Source organism: Vibrio sp. 10N.222.54.A3 (assembly GCF_041474095.1).
Lineage (GTDB): Bacteria > Pseudomonadota > Gammaproteobacteria > Enterobacterales > Vibrionaceae > Vibrio > Vibrio crassostreae_C.
In genome coordinates this window covers 1-19,400 of record NZ_JBFRTN010000025.1, presented here as the reverse complement: position 1 = coordinate 19,400, position 19,400 = coordinate 1, and the positions used below count along the sequence as shown (strand labels likewise).

At 45.4% G+C, this 19,400-nt stretch carries 23 protein-coding genes; 15 read left to right on the top strand and 8 right to left on the bottom strand.

Translation table 11 applies throughout. From position 1 onward, the window contains the following. Nucleotides 1-13: 13 nt before the first annotated feature. Nucleotides 14-805 (top strand): DUF1338 domain-containing protein, encoded by a 792-nt coding sequence (locus AB4507_RS07675; RefSeq protein ID WP_372182482.1) that lies wholly within the window; start codon nt 14-16, stop codon nt 803-805. Between the two features lie 177 nt (nt 806-982). Here the strand turns inward: AB4507_RS07675 and crp are convergent, their stop codons facing one another. The 6 genes from crp to AB4507_RS07645 form a co-directional block, all read right to left on the bottom strand. Continuing rightward, on the bottom strand, nt 983-1,615 hold the full coding sequence (crp, locus tag AB4507_RS07670; protein ID WP_004729651.1) for a cAMP-activated global transcriptional regulator CRP: 633 nt from the start codon (nt 1,613-1,615) through the stop codon (nt 983-985). Between the two features lie 239 nt (nt 1,616-1,854). Beyond that, entirely contained in the window at nt 1,855-2,724 is an 870-nt protein-coding gene (locus AB4507_RS07665; RefSeq protein ID WP_010435210.1) for a phosphoribulokinase, read from the bottom strand. 77 nt (nt 2,725-2,801) lie between these two features. Beyond that, nucleotides 2,802-3,014: a YheU family protein gene (locus AB4507_RS07660; protein ID WP_010435208.1), complete on the bottom strand. Its 213-nt coding sequence runs from the start codon at nt 3,012-3,014 to the stop codon at nt 2,802-2,804. A 98-nt stretch (nt 3,015-3,112) separates the two neighbouring features. Beyond that, the gene (locus AB4507_RS07655) at nt 3,113-4,120 is read right to left on the bottom strand and encodes a hydrolase (protein WP_372182481.1); all 1,008 of its coding nucleotides are present in this window, start codon (nt 4,118-4,120) and stop codon (nt 3,113-3,115) included. A gap of 205 nt (nt 4,121-4,325) precedes the next feature. Beyond that, nucleotides 4,326-4,796, bottom strand: coding sequence for a TIGR02444 family protein (locus tag AB4507_RS07650; protein ID WP_017066206.1), 471 nt, complete (start codon nt 4,794-4,796; stop codon nt 4,326-4,328). Then, nucleotides 4,793-6,715 (bottom strand): ABC transporter ATP-binding protein, encoded by a 1,923-nt coding sequence (locus AB4507_RS07645; RefSeq protein WP_017061112.1) that lies wholly within the window; start codon nt 6,713-6,715, stop codon nt 4,793-4,795. Before AB4507_RS07645 ends, AB4507_RS07650 begins: the two co-directional genes overlap by 4 nt. 174 nt (nt 6,716-6,889) lie before the next feature. Here AB4507_RS07645 and kefG point away from each other — a divergent pair, with 174 nt between their 5' ends. The 5 genes from kefG (at nt 6,890) to AB4507_RS07620 (ending at nt 11,463) form a co-directional block, all read left to right on the top strand. Beyond that, nucleotides 6,890-7,474, top strand: coding sequence for a glutathione-regulated potassium-efflux system ancillary protein KefG (gene kefG, locus AB4507_RS07640; protein ID WP_372182480.1), 585 nt, complete (start codon nt 6,890-6,892; stop codon nt 7,472-7,474). Beyond that, nucleotides 7,461-9,257: a glutathione-regulated potassium-efflux system protein KefB gene (gene kefB / locus AB4507_RS07635; protein ID WP_017063703.1), complete on the top strand. Its 1,797-nt coding sequence runs from the start codon at nt 7,461-7,463 to the stop codon at nt 9,255-9,257. Before kefG ends, kefB begins: the two co-directional genes overlap by 14 nt. A gap of 137 nt (nt 9,258-9,394) precedes the next feature. Then, entirely contained in the window at nt 9,395-9,595 is a 201-nt protein-coding gene (locus AB4507_RS07630; protein WP_029235422.1) for a YheV family putative zinc ribbon protein, read from the top strand. A 94-nt stretch (nt 9,596-9,689) separates the two neighbouring features. Then, nucleotides 9,690-10,280: a peptidylprolyl isomerase gene (slyD, locus tag AB4507_RS07625; protein ID WP_017061108.1), complete on the top strand. Its 591-nt coding sequence runs from the start codon at nt 9,690-9,692 to the stop codon at nt 10,278-10,280. Nucleotides 10,281-10,497: 217 nt separating this feature from the next. Then, nucleotides 10,498-11,463, top strand: coding sequence for an isoaspartyl peptidase/L-asparaginase family protein (locus AB4507_RS07620; RefSeq protein WP_372182478.1), 966 nt, complete (start codon nt 10,498-10,500; stop codon nt 11,461-11,463). A 180-nt stretch (nt 11,464-11,643) separates the two neighbouring features. Here the strand turns inward: AB4507_RS07620 and AB4507_RS07615 are convergent, their stop codons facing one another. Next, nucleotides 11,644-11,871: a SlyX family protein gene (locus tag AB4507_RS07615; protein WP_009848930.1), complete on the bottom strand. Its 228-nt coding sequence runs from the start codon at nt 11,869-11,871 to the stop codon at nt 11,644-11,646. A gap of 5 nt (nt 11,872-11,876) precedes the next feature. Next, nucleotides 11,877-12,854 (bottom strand): WD40 repeat domain-containing protein, encoded by a 978-nt coding sequence (locus tag AB4507_RS07610; protein WP_017063707.1) that lies wholly within the window; start codon nt 12,852-12,854, stop codon nt 11,877-11,879. 131 nt (nt 12,855-12,985) lie between these two features. Here AB4507_RS07610 and fkpA point away from each other — a divergent pair, with 131 nt between their 5' ends. From fkpA to AB4507_RS07565, 9 genes are all read left to right on the top strand, one after another. Beyond that, entirely contained in the window at nt 12,986-13,762 is a 777-nt protein-coding gene (gene fkpA / locus AB4507_RS07605; protein ID WP_372182477.1) for an FKBP-type peptidyl-prolyl cis-trans isomerase, read from the top strand. Nucleotides 13,763-13,967: 205 nt separating this feature from the next. Next, on the top strand, nt 13,968-14,693 hold the full coding sequence (locus AB4507_RS07600) for a transcriptional regulator (RefSeq protein WP_004729851.1): 726 nt from the start codon (nt 13,968-13,970) through the stop codon (nt 14,691-14,693). Next, nucleotides 14,687-15,076: a sulfurtransferase complex subunit TusD gene (gene tusD, locus AB4507_RS07595; RefSeq protein WP_017063709.1), complete on the top strand. Its 390-nt coding sequence runs from the start codon at nt 14,687-14,689 to the stop codon at nt 15,074-15,076. Before AB4507_RS07600 ends, tusD begins: the two co-directional genes overlap by 7 nt. Then, nucleotides 15,073-15,429 carry a sulfurtransferase complex subunit TusC gene (tusC, locus tag AB4507_RS07590; RefSeq protein WP_017063710.1) on the top strand — a complete coding sequence of 119 codons (357 nt, stop codon included), beginning with the start codon at nt 15,073-15,075 and terminating at the stop codon, nt 15,427-15,429. The genes tusD and tusC overlap by 4 nt, the downstream gene beginning before the upstream one ends. An 8-nt stretch (nt 15,430-15,437) precedes the next feature. Further along, the gene (gene tusB / locus AB4507_RS07585) at nt 15,438-15,713 is read left to right on the top strand and encodes a sulfurtransferase complex subunit TusB (protein WP_017063711.1); all 276 of its coding nucleotides are present in this window, start codon (nt 15,438-15,440) and stop codon (nt 15,711-15,713) included. Between the two features lie 182 nt (nt 15,714-15,895). Beyond that, nucleotides 15,896-16,270 (top strand): 30S ribosomal protein S12, encoded by a 375-nt coding sequence (rpsL, locus tag AB4507_RS07580; RefSeq protein WP_004737194.1) that lies wholly within the window; start codon nt 15,896-15,898, stop codon nt 16,268-16,270. 107 nt (nt 16,271-16,377) lie between these two features. After that, the gene (gene rpsG / locus AB4507_RS07575) at nt 16,378-16,848 is read left to right on the top strand and encodes a 30S ribosomal protein S7 (RefSeq protein ID WP_010435163.1); all 471 of its coding nucleotides are present in this window, start codon (nt 16,378-16,380) and stop codon (nt 16,846-16,848) included. A 166-nt stretch (nt 16,849-17,014) separates the two neighbouring features. Beyond that, nucleotides 17,015-19,111, top strand: coding sequence for an elongation factor G (gene fusA, locus AB4507_RS07570; protein WP_017061101.1), 2,097 nt, complete (start codon nt 17,015-17,017; stop codon nt 19,109-19,111). A gap of 147 nt (nt 19,112-19,258) precedes the next feature. After that, nucleotides 19,259-19,400 (top strand): GTP-binding protein (locus AB4507_RS07565; protein WP_242456805.1); only part of this gene is annotated, 142 nt, incomplete at its 3' end.

Here is a 19,400-nt window from a genome sequence, read left to right as displayed (position 1 = left end):
ACAAGGAGTCACCATGACGCCCGATCTACTCTTTAAATCACTTTGGGACGATTACATTCACAGGCTTTGTCCATCGGCTGAGAAAGTGCATCACTTGCTGAAAGAAGATGAAGCGCTGATCAACGACCATATTGCACTGCGTACTTTTAATGTTGCCCCTCTCGGTATTGAAACACTAGCTAAGCCTTTCCTGGAACTGGGTTACAAGGCGTGTGGCGACTACCTGTTTGAGAGCAAGAAGCTAGTGGCTAAACACTACGAGCACCCAGACCCGAAGCAGCCAAAAGTGTTCATTAGTGAATTGAAGGTCGAAGAGTGTTCTAGTGAATTACAACAGATCGTTGCTAAGTTAGTTGAGCAGGTTGATGCAAGCAAGTTTCAAGGCCATGAATTCTTGTTTGGTGGTCGTCTATGGGACTTGAGCTTCGCAGATTTCCAAGTGCTTGCAAAAGAGAGTGAATACGCGTCTTGGCTCGCAGCTCATGGTTACGGTGCCAACCACTTTACAGTGAGCGTTAATCAACTCGATGCTTTTGATGAAGTGCAGGCAGTGAATGATTATTTGAGCGAATCAGGCTTCACGATCAATGCATCTGGTGGCCAGGTTAAAGGCTCTCCAGAGGTCTTATTAGAGCAATCATCAACAATGGCAGATAAAGTCCCAGTTTCATTTGTTGAGGGCAATGAGATGATTCCTGGAGGCTTCTATGAGTTCGCTAAGCGTTATGCGATGGCTAATGGTGAGCTTTATACCGGTTTTGTGGCAGCATCGGCTGACAAGATCTTCGAAAGCACTAACGGTTAAAGAAAGATACGAGTACGGACTTTACCCTAAAGATGCAGATAGGCTTCGCTTCGAGAGTGTTTGCGCTTCGAAGCTGTAGGTGTTTCATTCGTATTTTCTTTGTAGATCTTTAGAAAACAAAAAAGCCACCAAATTTGCATTTGGTGGCTTTCAAATTTTAGGCTCAGTTAATCGAGATTAACGAGTGCCATATACCACGATAGTTTTACCGTGTGCAGAAATTAGGTTCTGCTCTTCTAGCATCTTCAAGATACGACCAACTGTCTCACGAGAACAACCAACGATCTGGCCAATCTCTTGGCGAGTGATCTTGATTTGCATGCCGTCAGGGTGAGTCATTGCATCTGGTTGTTTTGCTAGGTTTAGTAGCGTTTGTGCGATACGACCAGTTACGTCAAGGAACGCTAAGTCACCAACTTTTTGGCTAGTTACTTGTAGACGGTTTGCCATTTGCGCTGATAGACGCATTAGGATGTCTGGGTTCACTTGGATAAGTTGACGGAATTTCTTGAAAGAAATTTCAGCTACTTCACAAGGAGATTTTGCACGAACCCAAGCTGTACGCTCTTGGTCTTCTTCGAATAAGCCTAGCTCACCGATGAAGTCGCCTTGGTTTAGGTAAGAAAGAATCATTTCCTTACCTTCTTCGTCTTTGATAAGAACTGCCACAGAACCTTTAACAATGTAGTACAAGGTTTCTGCCTTTTCACCAGCATGAATCAAAGTACTTTTTGATGGGTACTTATGAATATGACAGTGTGAAAGGAACCACTCTAATGTTGGATCGGTTTGAGGTTTACCTAGAACCATAATATCTCACTTCCTCTGCAGGGTATGCTTGCCGCTTTCCGTATTTTAGCTAAGCCTGGATTGACTTGTAGGATAAGAGCACTCGTTGAGCGCTGCAAGCTATCTTGTGTTTCGTTTAAGAATAGTATCCTTTTTCAGGTACTATTTCTTGATTTTAATCGTGACCAAGCTACGATTTTTTACGCAAAATTGTGCACATGATCACGGTATGAAAAGTAATCAACCAGAATGGTGCTCTGTTAACCAATTTTTCCGGTTTCGATGAGTTGTTGTAGGATCGGCCTTACAATGAGCTCCATAGCAAAACTCATCTTCCCTCCTGGTACCACAAGCGTGTTGTGGCGAGACATAAATGAGCCATCAATCATAGCTAAAAGGTAAGGGAAATCGACGTTTTTGATGCCGCGCAAACGTATAACAACGAAGCTTTCGTCTAAACTTGGGATCCCTTTAGCGTTGAGAGGGTTTGATGTGTCTACCGTTGGAACACGCTGAAAGTTGATGTGAGTACGCGAAAACTGAGGAGTAATGTAGTTAAGGTAATCATCCATCGAGCGAACAATCGAGTCCATTACTGCTTCACGAGAATGACCACGATCGCGTGTGTCGCGAACGAATTTCTGGATCCATTCTAAGTTGACGATAGGTACCATGCCGATCAGCAAGTCGACGTGTTGAGAAACATTGATATCGCCATCAACCACACCGCCGTGCAGGCCTTCGTAAAACATCACATCTGAATTTTCTGGGATCTCTTGCCATGGCGTAAAGGTGCCTGGCATTTGATTGTAAGGAACGGCTTCATCGAACGTGTGCAGGTAGCTACGTACCTTGCCTGTACCTTCGTTACCGTATTTACGGAAGAACTCTTCTAGCGCACCAAAGTCGTTGGCTTGTGGACCAAAGTAGCTGATGTGCTTACCTTGCTCGCGCGCTTTACGGATCTCGACATCCATCTCTGGTCGAGTGAAGCGATGGAAACTATCCCCTTCAACCCAAGCGGCCTTCACGTCCATCATATTGAACATTTTACGGAAGGCTTCTGAGGTGGTGGTGGTGCCGGCTCCTGATGAACCCGTCACCGCAATAATTGGATGTTTAGCGGACATGACAACCCTTGTCTTTTGAGTAACTTACTTGTTAGCAATCGTTTACCACTATAACACGGCTCCTTTATGAGCGCAGCCTAGAAGCGTTTTGTGACTTGAATATCAACGGTTTCATGCAGCTCAGAAAATACGATACTGACTTCTCCTGAGGCTAATTGATGTTTCACTTGGTCAATCTTGTTTTGCAATGAAACCTCTACGTCGCCGTAGTCTGTACCTTCACGCAGCACGAACTCTTTGATGAGGTTTTCCAGTGTTTCTGGTGCAATGTCTTGCCATGGGATGATCATAAATACTTCTCTCTTTTATGTTCATAAATAGGTTTATTGATGTGTTGATTACTGCGTCTAGTGACGTCTACCACTCAGTCCTTAAAAAGGCTCGGTCATTATGCCGAATCTTGGATACTTTCATAGTAGGCTGGCAATGCTTCTTCTAGCCAAAACCTGGGCTTGAGCGTGCTACCGGTAATGAACCCCACATGGCCACCTTTCTGAAACAAGCGATAATCAATATTGTCTGGTAGTACGAATTTTGGAATAACATCATCAGTCATGAAAGGGTCGTCTTTAGCATGAATGATCTGAGTCGGTAGCTTAATCTTATTCAGTTTTGGAAGCGCTGAACATTGAGCATAGTAGTCTTGAGCATTCTTAAATCCATGCAGAGGCGCAGTGATCCTTTCATCAAACTCATACAGTTTGTCTATTTTTTTGATGGTTTCAGCGGAGATACCTATTTTTTCTTGTAACAGGTTAACCTTTTTCAAGGCATTCGATTTGAGTGAGTTGAGCAGGTATTTTTTATAGAGCCTAGAGAAGCCTCTTTCAATACGACTGGAGCAGCAAGCTAAATCAAAAGGAGCAGAAACTATCGTTGCCGCCGACAGTAATGGGTCGTCCGCATACTCAGCCAAGTAGTTCGCCAGCATGTTTCCGCCTAGAGATATACCAACCGCAACCTTTGGGTTATTGGGAAATTGCGCGTGTAAGTGTCGTAGAAAGAAACGAGCATCTTCTACTTCTCCTGAATGGTACGCGCGAGCCAAGCGATTCGGTTTTCCGCTGCATCCTCTAAAGTGCATCATCACGGATAACCAACCATCTTTAGCAAACGCATTCATCAGTCCATTGGCGTAAGGGCTTTCAAAGCTGCCTTCCAAACCGTGGAATAGAACGAAAATGGGCTTATTATTCGCATCTCCTCTGCTTTTATTATCACTATTGGGGCTATCTCCCTTCGGGTCCTCGCTCCATGCAAGGTCGAGGAAATCACCGTCGGGAGTTTCTAAGGTTTGCCATTGAGGATCAAATAACGCCTGCTTTCTAATAAACCGTGGCACTAAGGTTTGTAAGTGCGGATTAGAGAGACCAGCCGCTGCGGTAAATATTGTCATAAAACAGTCCATGCTTCTTTTATGGGCTTTGATAAAGTGTTGAGCTTTTAGTGAAACGCCCATGTTTTTATTTGAGCTTGGTTGATTCTCGGCATAAGCGCAAGGCTTCACTTATACGAGATACAAAAGCAGACTATGGGTAACCGTTTGAATAATATCAAGGTTAAGCTTGGATCTTGATTGAATAAAAGGGAAAGAGAACGAGCTAGGGCTGTGGTGCTGGTTCAGAAAAAGCGTCGCAGAGGTTTTCAGCCCCTAATAAACGACAGTACTGAAAAGTGAGCGGTGATTGCTGGTTAGCGTACAGTTGTAGGGAGTTTATACAGTCGACCAGATCGGACTGTTGTTGCTTTTCAAGCTGTAACTCAAACTTTAGCGCTTCACGGTATAGAGAGTCGACAACGTGTGCTTTGAGATGTTTACGTAGCTCTCGATAGCTATGAAGCAGGGTTTCAGAGCGGCTTAAACACTGTTGAACTTTATGCCACTCTTCTTCAGCAAAAGACAATTGCTGCTCATCAAGCCATTTGAGAAGCAGCAGTAGATTGACGTTGCCGTGGAACTGGTTTTGCAAAGCTAAGCACGCATCCTTTACACCGCGCACACTGTAATACTGAAGGCTAAATTGCCATAGTCGTTCCAGTGTTAGTGATATTGGGGCGTGCTCTGGGCTCATAAGCTATCCATATCCTGTTCCATCTGCTCAAGCTCTTCTTGAGTGGACATCCAATCCATTTCAACTTCTTCTAGCTGTGACTTACTGCTCGCTTGGAGAGCGAGTACTTTATTCAGTTTAGCCTTATTTTCAGCTTCATACAGTGATGTGTCGGATAATTCTTGCTCAGCTTCTTCAAGAGCCTGCGTTAATTTATCCATCTGCTTTTCAAATTGAGTGAGCTTTTTACGAAGTGGTGCCGTCAGTTTACGGAACTCGGCTTCTTTACGTTTCTGCTCTTTTTTCGCTGCTGCACTGTTGGCGCCGTCTTTGGCTGGTGCCAATGCTTGTGCTTCTTTGCGCTCAACTTTCTGTTGCTCGGTTAGCCACTTGTAGTAATCGCTTAAGTCACCATCAAACGGTGCGACTTGGCGGTCGTGTACAAGGTATAAATCATCGGTAGTTGCACGCAGTAGGTAACGGTCGTGCGATACGATAACCATTGCGCCTTCAAACGTCTGCAGGGCAAAAGTCAGCGCTTGACGCATGTCGAGATCCAAGTGGTTGGTTGGTTCATCGAGTAGCAACAGGTTCGGTTTTTGCCATACCAGTAGCGCCAGAACTAAACGCGCTTTTTCACCACCAGAGAAGGGTGCCACTTTATCGAGCGCTTTTTCACCTTGGAAACCGAAGCTACCTAGGTAATCACGCAATTGTTGCTCGGTGTGTTTAGGGGCAATCTGCATCATGTGCTGCAGCGGTGTTTCTTCTGGGTGCAACGTTTCTAACTGGTGCTGTGCAAAGTAACCAATCTTAACGCCTTGCGAATAGCTCAGTTCGCCGCCTTGTTGTTTCAGTTCGCCTGAAAGCAACTTAATCAGCGTGGATTTACCAGCACCATTTCGACCAAGCAAACCAATACGACTGCCCGGTACTAGGTTCAAGCGAATCTTTTCTAGAATTAGGTTGTCGTCGTAGCCCGCAGATACCTCATCCATCATCATGATTGGGTTTGGTAGTGCGTCTGGCTCTCTAAACTCAAAGCTGAATGGGTTATCAAACTGAGCAGGTAGTACTTGTTCCATTTTCTCTAGCGCTTTAATACGGCTTTGCGCTTGGCGAGCCTTTGAAGCTTTGTAACGGAAACGGTCAATGTAGCTCTGCATGTGAGACATCTGTTTCTGCTGCTTTTGGTACATCGCTTGTTGCAGAATCAGTTTTTGCGCTCGTTGGGTTTCGAACGATGAGTAGTTACCCGTGTACTCATTGAGCTGTTGGTTTTCAACGTGCACGATGCGGTTGACGATAGGGTCTAAGAAGTCTCTATCGTGCGAGATAAGCACTAGCGTGCCAGGGTAGCTTTGTAACCAACGCTCGAGCCACATTACTGCGTCTAAATCCAAGTGGTTGGTAGGCTCATCGAGTAGCAGTAGGTCACTGCGACACAGTAGGGCTTGCGCTAGGTTCAAACGCATACGCCAACCACCTGAGAATTGAGTCAGGTTCCATGTCATTTGTTCTTGGCTAAAGCCTAGGCCATCCAGTAACTCGGCAGCACGTGCCTTTATGCTGTAACCACCAATGGTTTCAATCTTGCCGTGGATCTCTGCTACCAATGTGCCATTGTCGGCTTGTTCAGCTTTCTCTAGTTGATCTTCAAGGCCGCGGTATTCACGGTCACCATCAATCACGTATTCAATTGCTGTTCTTTCTAATGCAGGGGTTTCTTGAGCAACCCAAGCCATTTCCCAATGGGCAGGTTTGCTGAATGAGCCCGCATCAATAGACAGTTCGTCCTTAATTAAGGCGAATAGCGTAGATTTACCACAGCCGTTTTTACCAACCAAACCGATCTTGTCGCCAGGGTGAAAAGTCGCAGATGCTTGGTCGAGGAGTGGCTTACCGCCGCGTAGCAATTGAATATCAGAGAAAGTAATCATAATTGAAATAGCATAGAAATTAGAGGTGAACAGACGCCTGCATAGTAGGCTGAAACCAGATAAAAGTCGATCACAATGCAATTTGCGTTATGATGCCAATAACATATTAATAACTTTTGCTTAAATTCTTGTGGCCTTGCCACCGTTTAGCCCTCAAAGGAATGTTTCAAAGGAATGAGTAATACTCCCTCGACAGACAAAGCCGTGCCAAAGGTGTTAATAATCTACGCACACCCAGAGCCGCACACCTCTATTGCTAATCAAATGATGGTTAAAAAGGTCGAGTCGCTCGGTCATGTCAAAATTCACGATCTCTACGCCATCTACCCAGACTTCTTTATCGATGTGCCTTATGAGCATGATTTACTCCTAGAGTACGATGTGATTGTGTTCCAGCATCCTCTGTTTATGTATTCCTGTCCTTCGTTATTGAAGGAGTGGTTTGATCGTGTGTTAGGAAAAGGATTTGCATTCGGTGAGCAGAGTGCACTTAAGGGTAAGCATTGGCGCAGTGTTATCACCACGGGTGGTAAAGAAGAGGCGTTTGGTGCTGCAGGCTATAATAAGTATCCCTTACAAGAGATCTTGCAACCGTTTGAGCTAACTGCCGCTTTGTGCCAGATGCACTGGATGTCACCTTTAGTTTTACATTGGGCTAGAAATGTCTCGGATATGACGCGTTACCAACACGCTGAAGAATATCGAAATTGGTTGCGAGATCCGCTACAAGATATAGGAGCAGATGATGGCTCTGACTAATGATTTTCTACAAAGTAGCGTTATATTTTTAGCGGCTGCTGTGGTTGCGGTTCCTATCGCACAGCGCGCTGGTTTGGGTTCAGTCCTCGGTTACCTATTAGCAGGTGTGGCAATTGGCCCATGGGGGCTGGGCTTAATCAGTGATGTAGAGGCGATTCTGCACTTCTCCGAATTCGGGGTGGTACTGCTGCTCTTCCTGATTGGTTTAGAGCTTAACCCGAAAAAACTGTGGCAGATGCGAGCCCCCATTCTCGGGTTGGGCGGCGCGCAAGTGCTGATCACCACTCTAATTATTACCGCCATCGCCTGTCTATTTGGATTAACCTGGCAAACCAGTCTCGTGATAGGTATGGGTTTGGCGCTGTCTTCGACTGCGATTGCCTTGCGTGTTATTGAAGAGCGAGAGCTCGGCGGCAAAGAAGCCGGGCAGTCGGGCTTTGCAGTACTGCTTTTCCAAGATATCGCTGTTATTCCAATGCTAGCAATGTTGCCTCTACTTGCGGGTAATACCGGCGGTAGCTGGGCTGACATGCTGTGGATGCTGGGTGGCGTGATTGGCCTACTGGTCGGTGGCCACTTCTTGTTGAGACCACTTTTCCGATACGTAGTGATGAGTGGTGTGCGTGAGTTATTCACCGTCGCGGCGCTGTTACTTGTGATTGGTATTGCTGTGATCATGCAACGGATTGGCTTGTCGATGGCATTAGGTACCTTCCTAGCGGGCGTACTTCTGGCTGAAAGTGAATATCGACACGAGCTTGAGATCGCGATTGATCCATTCAAAGGTTTACTGCTTGGTCTGTTCTTTATCTCTGTGGGTATGGCGGTAAACCTAGGTCTACTGGCAGAAAGCCCATTCGCAATACTTATTGCAGTGTCGTCGCTAGTCGTATTGAAAGGTTTGGTGCTGTATGCGCTGGCTCGTATCTTCGGCACTCAAGCTAAAGCACGCAGCCGAATGGCGATGATCCTTAGCCAAGGTGGTGAGTTCGCTTTCGTTATTTTTACTGCGGCGAGTGCTCAAGGCATCTTAAGTGGCGAACAAGTGTCGTTCTTACTGGTGGTTGTGAGCCTTTCTATGGTGACCACGCCATTGATGCTTAAACTGCAAGACCGATTCTTTGCACGTCAGCTTAATCAAATCAGTGAAAGTGCGATGTCTTCGGATGTGGTTGATCGCAGCCCTCGAGTGATTATTGCGGGCTTTGGTCGTTTTGGTCAGATCATTGGTCGTCTGATGTATGCCAACAAGATTCGTATCACTGTCCTTGAAAGTGATGCCAGCCAAATACACATCCTTAGAAAGTTCGGCTACAAGGTGTTTTACGGAGACTCGACTCACCTAGAGCTATTACGCGCAGCCGGTGCTGATAAAGCAGAGGCGATTGTGTTGTGTACTGACTCCCCAGATGAAATCATGAAAACCGTCGATTTATGTAAGCAGCACTTCCCACGCTTAAAGATCTTGGCGCGTGCACGAAGCCGTGTTGAAGCGTATCAACTACTTAACCACGGTGTAAGTAACTATTCGCGTGAAACCTTCCTTGGAGCATTGGATTTAGGTCGTCAAACATTGACTGAACTTGGCATGCATCCATATAAAGCGAAGCGAGCAGAAGCACACTTTAGAAAGTTGGATAATGGTATGCTGAAAGAGTTGCTGCCTCAGCATAACGAAGATGCCGAGTTAGCCCAAAGAGCGAAAGAGGCTCGTAAAGAACTTGAAGAGATCTTTGGACACGAGATGGAAAACGATCACCAATCTCGAAACTATTGGCAGTAGCTTGAAGTGATAACTCATGCTTGAGCTTAGAAATAACAGACTATAGAACTAACCTAATAATAAACGCGGTCTCTGCTTAACTTATCAATAAAGTGAGTGGGAAGAACCGCGAATCCAGAGCAGTAAAGGATATGAACGTGAAACAGAAAAAACGCTTTATCGCAGGGGCAAGCTGCCCAAGTTGCAACACTCAAGACACACTCCGTTGGTGGATTGAAAATAATATCGAGCTGGTGGAATGTGTCGATTGTGACTTCACAGAACAGCGTAAACCGAAAACTGTAGAGAAATCTGAACACGCGAATCAAGAAATGATCGGTATTTTTAAGCCAGAATGATTGAGTTTCGTTAATTGATCCCCATAATATCCCGGTACAGAATTTTTCCTAAGCTCAACTGTTCGAGCTTAGTCCAAACCTCCTTGGAGCTCTCATGAAAATTGAAAAGAACGTAGTAGTTAGTGTTGCATATCAAGTGAAACTTGAAGATGGCGTAGTAGTTGACCAATCAACTGCAGAAGCTCCACTAGATTACCTTCACGGTCACAACAACCTAATTACAGGTCTTGAAAAAGAGCTTGAAGGCAAAGTAGCTGGCGACAAGTTCTCTGCAACTGTTACTCCAGAAGACGCATACGGCGAACACAACGACGCACTAGTTCAACGTGTTCCTGCTGACGTATTCCAAGGTGTTGAGCAAATCGAAGTTGGCATGCGTTTCCTAGCGGATACTGACCAAGGTCCAATCCCAGTTGAAGTTACTGAAGTAGATGGCGACGAAGTTGTTGTTGATGGTAACCACATGCTAGCTGGCCAAACTCTAACGTTTGACGTTGAAGTTGTAGCGGTTCGTGAAGCGACTGAAGAAGAAGTTCAACACGGTCACGTACACCAAGAAGGCGGCTGTGGCGGTCACGACCACGATCATGACCACGAAGGCGGTTGCTGTGGTGGCGAAGGCCATGACCACGGTGAAGAGAAAAAAGACGGCTGCTGCGGCGGCGGTAGCTGTGGTTCTCACTAATACCGAATTAACGGTTTAGTTTAAGAATCTTGAAAGCCTCCCTTGTGGAGGCTTTTTGCGTTTAGGAGTCTCGCTTTTTGACCTCGCTTTTCTCTACCAAACTAAGTGTCCGCAAATCTAAGCATTCGTAAAAGTTTGGTTTTCGTTATCAGACATCGAACCATGGATGTGGTATTGATAGCACAACATTATAAGACGACGTCAGTGGAGAGTTTGTATGTCACAGCCTTTTTCAATTGCCATTCATGGTGGTGCAGGAACCATCTTGCGCGAGCAAATGAGCGATGAATTAAAAGCGGGTATTACCGAGGCTTTGGAAAAATCGGTTTTGGCTGGTTATCAAATATTGCAATCGGGTGGTGATGCTCTGGATGCGGTAGTGGCATCGGTTAAGGTGATGGAAGACAGCCCGCACTTTAATGCCGGTAGGGGCTCTGTTTTAACGCATGATGAATTTGTTGAGATGGACGCTTCTGTGATGCATGGCCGCGAAATGGATGCAGGTGCTATTGCAGGCGTTCGCCATATCAAAAACCCAATTGAGCTTGCACGTGATGTGATGCGGAAAAGCGACCATGTGTTGCTGATTGGTGAAGGTGCCGAGAAGTTTGCGTTTGAGCATGAGTACACCTTTGCCGAGCAAGACTACTTCTTTACTGAGCGTCGCTATGACCAACTTCAGTCGATGAAAGAGAAAGGCATCTTTGCTCTGTCTGAAGCGAAATATGATCAGCAGCAAGCTGAGAAATACCCCGACGATAAAAAGTACGGCACGGTTGGTGCGGTCGCATTAGACCATGCGGGTAACTTAGCGGCAGCAACCAGTACCGGTGGCGTGACCAATAAGAAATACGGTCGTGTGGGTGACTCTCCGATCATTGGTGCAGGAACCATCGCTGAAAATGGCAATGTTGCCGTCTCAACAACCGGGATGGGTGAGTTCTTCCTACGTAAAATGGTCGCCAGTGATGTCGCAGCACGAATGCGTTATCTGAAAGAAGATGTGCACACCGCTTGTGAAACGATCATTCAAGGTGAATTGAAAACCATGGGTGGAGAAGGTGGCTTGATCGCTATCGATGGCCAAGGCGATATACATTTTGGTATGAACAGCTCAGGAATGTATCGTGCAAGCGTTGATACTCAAGGTCGTGTTGAAGTGAAGATTTATGCCGACGACTAAGTTGGTATCGGCTTAATTGGCTTTAGCTTATTCACTGAGATGAAATAAACAAAAGGGCGACAGATAAGTATCTGTCGCCCTCTTAGTTTTCTATGTCCCGTCCTGAAATGTGTTTACACATTGAGGACGAGAAACTAACGATATGCGTCGTTAGATTTAATTGGTTATTTTGAACCGCACTTAATAGTGTGGAGGTGGCGTCTCTTCTGATGCGTCAGCTAGATTAGAGCCATCCATATTTTTTACTTTGCCAACCACGAACTTCATCTGATCTTGCATTCTCGTGATTAACATTTGTTGTTGGCTAAGCGCTTCATTGAGTTCTTCAATGGTCTGTTCTTGGAAAGCTAGCTGACACTCTAGGTCATTTACGCGGCTTTCTAGTTGTTCAACTCGCTTTTCTGTCATCGTTCTTAATCCACATTCCAAGCTTGGGCAATGCCCGCAGAGGTGCCCGATATCACACGGTTCTTATCATCAAAGGCTGCATCATACACTACCGCACGAGGAGGGCGAGCATCTTTTAATGGCTCAGCATCGTGGCGAGAAATTCGCTTGCCATCCTGAGTATTCCACACACTCACTTGGCTGGATGGTGTGCCCGTCACCAACATACTGCCGTCATCAGAAAAACGCGCACTCGAGAAAATCAACTGTCGAGACCAGCTTTGCAATTGCGCTTGAGGTTCGCCCGTTTCAAGATCCCAAATCATCGCTTGATTGCCGCCATCAGAGGTAAAAGCCAGTTCACCATCGCGTTGTAGCGCGACTCGTACTACTCTTTGTTCATGCTCAAAGGTGCGCAACACCAAGCCCGACTCGGTATCCCAAAGGTAAGCTTTGTAGTCGTTGCCGCCTGATAATGCGTAGCGGCCATTAGAAGAGAGGGAGACTGAATTCACTTTTTCTCGGTGAGCAAGGAACTCCAGACGGCGTCCGGTGACTAAGTCCACATAGATGGCTTTTCCATTAGAAAGGCCAAGCAGTACTTTTTCACCATTGCTAGAGATATCGACATCGCGAATCAAGCCGTCGGAGATAGACCAGAGCCCTTGTGCTTGAGTCCAAGATAAGTCCCAAACGGCGAAGTTCATCTGGCTAGCGGTAATGGCAAAACGGCCATTGTCCGAGATACGGATACGCGATACTTGGTTTTCTAACTGGTCTTGTGGACCAAGCTGAGCCAACTCTTGGTCTTCGGCGAGGTCCCAAAGGAGCAGTTGCTTTTGCTGAGAGTAGAGCAGGGCGAAGCGTCCATCTCTGCTGAGTGCAAAGCTGGTGGCACCATTGGGCTCAATTTCCCAACGCTGCTCATCATCTTGGAAGAAAAAGCAACCATTTAACAAGGTGATGACAATTGTACATAGCAATGAGTGGAAAAATATTCGCATCACATCTAATAATCCGGTTTGTGTCGAAAGACATATGACTAGTATATTGTTATAACTAACGTATTCACACCAATCTAATCATTAGATTTGTGCACAATAACCAATGGCTTGGCCATTAATTGGAGAATTCAATGAAATCAGTTTTAAAAGTATCACTGCTTGCCGCAACGGTTATGCTAGCAGTTGGTTGTCAGAAAGAAGAACCAAAGGCAGAAGCTCCACAGGTAGAAGAAGTTAAAGTTGAAGCAGTAAACTTTAAAACAGAAGACGACAAAGCGGCATACGCAATCGGCGTATCTTTCGCTAACTACCTAAGCACAAGCATTGATAAGCCAAGCGAGCTAGGTATTAACCTAGACAAAGATATGGTTCTTCAAGGTATCGAAGACGTATTCGCAGAGAAAACTGCACTGAACGAAGAAGAAACTCGCGCAGCTCTTGAAGCTCTAGACAAGCGTGTTGCTGAAACGATGCAAGCACAAGCGGCAGAAAAATTTGCAGAAGTGAAGAAAGCCGGTGATGACTTCCGCGCTGAGTTCGCTAAAACTGAAGGCGTTAAGCAAACTGAATCTGGTCTACTTTACCAAGTAATGACTGCTGGTGAAGGCGCTTCTCCAAAAGACACTGATACCGTTCAAGTACACTACAAAGGTACGCTAACAGACGGTACTCAGTTCGACAGCTCTTACGATCGTGGCGAACCAGCAACATTCCCACTAAACCGCGTAATCCCAGGCTGGACTGAAGGCGTACAACTGATGCAAGTTGGTTCTAAGTACAAGTTCGTTATCCCGCCAGAGCTAGCATACGGTGAGCAAGACACACCGACTATCCCAGCTAACTCAACGCTAGTATTCGAAGTAGAACTACTAAACATCGATAACGCTGAAGCAGCTCCTGCACAGTAATATCGGTTAAAAGCCTCGTACTAAAATACGTTGATTGAATAAAAAGCCTAACTTTGAGTTAGGCTTTTTTTATGATTTGAAGATGAGTATTTGATTTTTAAACTTGTTCTAAATCACTAGTTGCAATGTTAGCTAGGTGTGCAATTAAAATTTTCTGATAAACTTACATAAATTTGTTGATTTTTCACACGAAGGTAAGGAATAAGTGACTACTACAGAAACAGTCAATGCAGATGTGTTACTTGAAATGGAATCAGTCCACGTTATGCCATTCAGTGAACACGATAAAATCATTCTAAGATCTTATGAGGCCGTTGTTGACGGTATTGCGAGCCTTATTGGTCCGTTTTGTGAAATCGTTTTGCACTCTTTAGAAGACCTCAATACTTCTGCGATTAAAATTGCCAACGGCGAAAATACAGGTCGTCAGGTTGGCTCGCCGATTACCGATCTTGCATTGAAGATGCTAAAAGATATTGAAGGCTCTAAGCGTAACTTCTCACGTTCATACTTCACTCGCGCTAAAGGCGGAGTGTTGATGAAGTCGATCACGGTTGCTATCCGCAACGGTGAAGACCGAGTGATTGGCCTACTGTGTATTAACGTGAATCTAGACGCGCCATTCTCACAAGTGCTGCAATCGTTCATGCCTACACAAGACGCAGACGAAGCCGCATCATCGGTTAACTTCGCTAGTGACGTTGAAGAACTTGTCGACCAAACGGTTGAACGCACCATTGAAGAAATTAACGCTGACAAATCGGTATCGAACAATACTAAGAACCGTCAGATCGTGATGGAGCTGTACGACAAAGGTATTTTCGATATTAAAGACGCGATCAACCGCGTTGCTGAGCGACTGAACATCTCTAAGCACACCGTGTACCTATACATCCGCCAACGTAAAACAGAGGATGAAGAGGGTTGCTAAGCTATACACTCCTAGTGAATGGGCCAGTCTATGGCTCACAGTCAGCAAGAAGTGCTTACCAGTTTGCCGTGGCTCTGATTAAACAGGGCCACAAACTTCACAGTGTGTTCTTCTATCAAGATGGCGTCAGTAACGGCTCAGACCTTACCGTACCGGCTAACGATGAATTTGATTTAGCTTCTGCTTGGCAAAAGCTGGCTGATGAGCACGATGTTAGCCTTGAAACCTGTGTGGCAGCTGCGCTAAGACGCGGAGTGATTAGCTCTGAAGAAGCAGAGCAACATCAACTAAGTGCCTCTAACCTAGCCACTGGATTTACTCAAGCCGGATTAGGGAGCTTATCGGAAGCGCTACTAACGCAAGATAGGGTTGTGCAGTTTTGAGAAAGTTAGCCTTTATATTTAACAGTTTCCCTCATACGACCGCAGCGGGTAGAGAAGGGTTAGACGCCCTGCTTGCTGCGTCCGCATATAGTGAAGACATTGCCGTGTTCTTTGTTGGCGATGGCGTGACACAGCTTCTCAAAGCGCAGCAGCCCGACGAAACACTATCGCGTGACTACATCTCTGCATTCAAACTTATGGACCTGTACGACATCGAACAGGTGTATGTGTGTCAGCGTAGTCTGAGTCAGTTTGGTCTTTCAGCAGACAACCTGCTGATCGATGTGACCACCGTTGAAGCCGACGAGTTAACGCAGAAGTTAGCTCAGTGCCAACAGATACTGACTTTCTAGGGGACGCTATGCTTCATATTGTAAAATCAGTCGACAAACTTAAACTCGCATTGACCTATTCTCAGCCACAAGATCAGTATCTTTTGGTGGAAGATGCGGTGTATGTTTGCCTTCCCAATCATGAGTTATTCACTCAAATCTGCGCAGTAGAGCAGGTGTCGGTGTTAAAACCAGATCTCGATAGCCGAGGTTTACAACTACTTGTCTCAAGTACCATTGATCAAGTTGACTTCGATGGCTTCGTTAAACTGACGGTTTTGAACGACAAATCAGTCACTTGGTAGCTGTGTTTTATCAGTTTGGTTGAAAGTAGACCATCCTGAGCTCTAGACGGCTAAAAAAGATCTGTATATTTCTTGACACACCTCCCACTGCTGAATAGAATTTTGCGTCCCTAATTACGACTTGTGATTAGGGATAGATTTTTCACAAAGCTTACTTTCAAGTAAATTTCAGGAGCTAGTTAATGGCAACTATTAACCAGTTGGTTCGCAAACCTCGTGTAAAGCAAGTTGTTAAAAGCAACGTGCCTGCACTAGAAGCGTGCCCACAAAAACGTGGTGTATGTACTCGTGTTTACACTACTACACCTAAAAAACCTAACTCGGCACTACGTAAAGTATGTCGTGTACGTCTAACTAACGGTTTCGAAGTAACTTCGTACATCGGCGGTGAAGGCCACAACCTACAAGAGCACAGTGTTGTACTAATCCGTGGCGGTCGTGTAAAAGACCTTCCGGGTGTTCGTTACCACACTGTTCGCGGCGCACTTGACTGTGCTGGCGTTAACGACCGTAAACAAGGTCGTTCTAAGTACGGTGTGAAACGTCCTAAGTCTTAATTGATTCTCTTTTTTAAAAAGAAATCGTTAAGTAAGGCCAAACACTATTTTATTTATTATTCTGAAAAGTTTTGGAAAAAACCTGAAGAAGACAACGGAGAATATCCATGCCACGTCGTCGCGTAATAGGTCAGCGTAAGATCCTTCCAGATCCTAAGTTCAAATCTGAATTGCTGGCAAAATTCGTTAACATCCTTATGGTTGACGGAAAGAAATCTACTGCAGAAAAAATCGTTTACACTGCACTAGATTCAATGGCTGAGAAGTCTGGTAAAGACCACTTAGCTGTATTTGAAGAAGCTCTTGAAAATGTTCGCCCAGCGGTAGAAGTTAAATCTCGCCGTGTAGGTGGTTCAACTTACCAAGTACCTGTAGAAGTTCGTCCGGTTCGCCGTAACGCTCTTGCTATGCGTTGGGTAGTTGAAGCTGCGCGTAAGCGTGGTGAAAAATCTATGGCTCAACGCCTAGCTGCTGAAATGCTAGACGCGTCTGAGAACAAAGGTACTGCGGTTAAGAAACGTGAAGACGTTCACCGCATGGCTGACGCAAACAAAGCGTTCGCACATTACCGTTGGTAATACCTTTTTAGTGCTGCAAGGTTCCTTGCAGCACTTCTTTAGTTCCTATGCTTATGCTAGGAACTATTGCTATTTCTAGGGCAAGCAATTTTTAGCGAAGCATCGCTTTTAACGCCTAATCTAGACATAGCAATAGTCCCTAAGTCTCTAATAAGAGGATTCAACCGTGGCTCGTAAAACTCCTATAGAGCAATACCGTAATATCGGTATCGTTGCTCACGTAGATGCAGGTAAAACAACCACAAGTGAACGTATTCTGTTCTATACCGGTCTTTCTCACAAAATCGGCGAAGTTCACGATGGTGCAGCAACCATGGACTGGATGGAGCAAGAGCAAGAGCGCGGTATTACGATCACTTCAGCAGCAACCACTACGTTTTGGCGTGGTATGGAAGCTCAGTTCTCGGACCACCGTATTAACATCATCGACACTCCTGGACACGTTGACTTCACAATCGAAGTAGAACGTTCTCTGCGTGTGCTTGATGGTGCAGTTGTTGTGTTTTGTGGCTCATCTGGTGTTGAACCTCAGTCAGAGACAGTATGGCGTCAAGCTGATAAGTACCAAGTTCCACGTATGGTTTTCGTTAATAAAATGGACCGTACCGGCGCTGACTTCTTGCGCGTAGTTGAACAGATCAAGGACCGCTTAGGCGCAACTCCTGTTCCAATTCAACTGAACATTGGTGCTGAAGAAAACTTCCAAGGCGTTGTCGATCTTATCAAGATGAAGGCAATTAACTGGAATGAAGCTGACCAAGGCATGACTTTCACATACGAAGATATTCCTGCAGACATGCAAGAAATGGCTGAAGAATATCGTACAGAACTTGTTGAAGCTGCTGCAGAAGCAAATGAAGAGCTGATGGATAAGTACCTTGAAGAAGGTGAACTAACAGAAGCTGAAATCAAACAAGGTCTTCGTACTCGTACCCTTAATAATGAAATCGTACTTGCTACTTGTGGTAGTGCATTCAAAAACAAAGGTGTACAAGCTGTTCTAGATGCAGTTGTTGATTTCCTTCCTTCTCCAGTCGATGTACCTGCAATTAAAGGTATCGATGAAGATGAGAACGAAGCAGAGCGTCACGCAGACGACAAAGAACCGTTCTCAGCGCTAGCATTTAAGATTGCAACAGACCCATTCGTTGGTACTTTAACTTTCATCCGTGTTTACTCTGGTGTTGTTGAAAGCGGTAAAACAGCTTATAACTCTGTGAAGAAACAACGTGAACGCTTAGGTCGCATTGTTCAAATGCACTCAAACAAGCGAGAAGAAGTAAAAGAAGTACGAGCAGGTGACATCGCAGCCATCATTGGCCTGAAAGATGTGACTACTGGTGAAACCCTTTGTGACCAGAACCATAAGATTGTTCTTGAGCGCATGGAGTTCCCAGACCCAGTTATTCAGATCGTTGTAGAGCCAAGCTCTCAAGCTGATCAAGACAAAATGACTATCGCTCTAGGTAAACTAGCAGCGGAAGACCCATCGTTCCGCGTTGATATGGATGCGGAAACTGGCCAGACTCTGATTTCTGGTATGGGTGAACTACACTTAGATATCATCGTTGACCGTATGAAGCGCGAATTTAGCGTGAACTGCAACGTTGGTAACCCGCAAGTGGCTTACCGTGAGACTATTCGTGGTACAGCGAAAGCGGAAGGTAAATTTATCCGTGAACATGGTGGTAAAGGTCAGTACGGTCACGTATGGCTGAAACTAGAACCATCAGAAGCTGGCGAAGGCTTTGTCTTTGTGGATGAAATTGCCAATGGTATCGTACCGAAAGAGTTTATCGCTTCAGTTGCTAAAGGCGTTGAAGAGCAGATGAACAATGGTGTGCTTGCTGGCTATCCAGTTTTGGATATCAAAGCTACACTATATGATGGTTCTTACCATGAAACAGATTCAAGTGAGATGGCGTTTACAATCGCTGCCTCTATGGCTTTCAGAACGGGTGCACTTGAAGCGCAACCGGTTCTGCTTGAGCCTATGATGAAAGTTGAAGTAACTACTCCAGAAGACTGGATGGGTGACGTTGTTGGCGATATTAACCGTCGTCGCGGCATCATCGAAGGTATGGACGAGGGGACAGCTGGCCTGAAGATAATTCGTGCACAAGTTCCGTTGTCTGTCATGTTCGGTTACGCAACTGATTTACGTTCTGCGACACAAGGTCGTGCTTCTTACTCTATGGAGTTTAGTGAGTACGCTGAAGTGCCTAACAATGTTGCAAAAGCAATCATTGCAGAGCGTGGTTAAACAAAAGGAAGGCATTTTTTTTCATTTTTTGAAAGAACAATGCGTCCAAATATTGCGCTAACGAGAGTTGGCGCATAAAATAGCAATTTCTGGCGCGTCTCGCTCAATAATGAACGTGGCGAATCATAACTAGGAAGGAACACGATTGTGTCTAAAGAAAAATTTGAACGTACGAAACCGCACGTAAACGTTGGTACTATCGGCCACGTTGACCACGGTAAAACAACTCTAACTGCTGCTATCTGTACTACTCTTGCAAAAGTATACGGCGGTGTTGCTAAAGATTTCG

What these genes read in the sequence shown, in the direction of transcription:
- slyD (WP_017061108.1), top strand. Translation starts at nt 9,690, where the DNA reads ATGAAAATTGAAAAGAACGTAGTAGTTAGTGTTGCATATCAAGTGAAA.
- AB4507_RS07620 (WP_372182478.1), top strand. Translation starts at nt 10,498, where the DNA reads ATGTCACAGCCTTTTTCAATTGCCATTCATGGTGGTGCAGGAACCATC.
- rpsG (WP_010435163.1), top strand. Translation starts at nt 16,378, where the DNA reads ATGCCACGTCGTCGCGTAATAGGTCAGCGTAAGATCCTTCCAGATCCT.
- AB4507_RS07650 (WP_017066206.1), bottom strand. Translation starts at nt 4,796, where the DNA reads ATGAGCCCAGAGCACGCCCCAATATCACTAACACTGGAACGACTATGG.
- rpsL (WP_004737194.1), top strand. Translation starts at nt 15,896, where the DNA reads ATGGCAACTATTAACCAGTTGGTTCGCAAACCTCGTGTAAAGCAAGTT.
- AB4507_RS07615 (WP_009848930.1), bottom strand. Translation starts at nt 11,871, where the DNA reads ATGACAGAAAAGCGAGTTGAACAACTAGAAAGCCGCGTAAATGACCTA.
- AB4507_RS07665 (WP_010435210.1), bottom strand. Translation starts at nt 2,724, where the DNA reads ATGTCCGCTAAACATCCAATTATTGCGGTGACGGGTTCATCAGGAGCC.
- AB4507_RS07655 (WP_372182481.1), bottom strand. Translation starts at nt 4,120, where the DNA reads ATGACAATATTTACCGCAGCGGCTGGTCTCTCTAATCCGCACTTACAA.
- crp (WP_004729651.1), bottom strand. Translation starts at nt 1,615, where the DNA reads ATGGTTCTAGGTAAACCTCAAACCGATCCAACATTAGAGTGGTTCCTT.
- kefB (WP_017063703.1), top strand. Translation starts at nt 7,461, where the DNA reads ATGGCTCTGACTAATGATTTTCTACAAAGTAGCGTTATATTTTTAGCG.
- kefG (WP_372182480.1), top strand. Translation starts at nt 6,890, where the DNA reads ATGAGTAATACTCCCTCGACAGACAAAGCCGTGCCAAAGGTGTTAATA.
- AB4507_RS07610 (WP_017063707.1), bottom strand. Translation starts at nt 12,854, where the DNA reads ATGCGAATATTTTTCCACTCATTGCTATGTACAATTGTCATCACCTTG.
- AB4507_RS07645 (WP_017061112.1), bottom strand. Translation starts at nt 6,715, where the DNA reads ATGATTACTTTCTCTGATATTCAATTGCTACGCGGCGGTAAGCCACTC.
- AB4507_RS07675 (WP_372182482.1), top strand. Translation starts at nt 14, where the DNA reads ATGACGCCCGATCTACTCTTTAAATCACTTTGGGACGATTACATTCAC.
- AB4507_RS07660 (WP_010435208.1), bottom strand. Translation starts at nt 3,014, where the DNA reads ATGATCATCCCATGGCAAGACATTGCACCAGAAACACTGGAAAACCTC.
- fkpA (WP_372182477.1), top strand. Translation starts at nt 12,986, where the DNA reads ATGAAATCAGTTTTAAAAGTATCACTGCTTGCCGCAACGGTTATGCTA.
- tusB (WP_017063711.1), top strand. Translation starts at nt 15,438, where the DNA reads ATGCTTCATATTGTAAAATCAGTCGACAAACTTAAACTCGCATTGACC.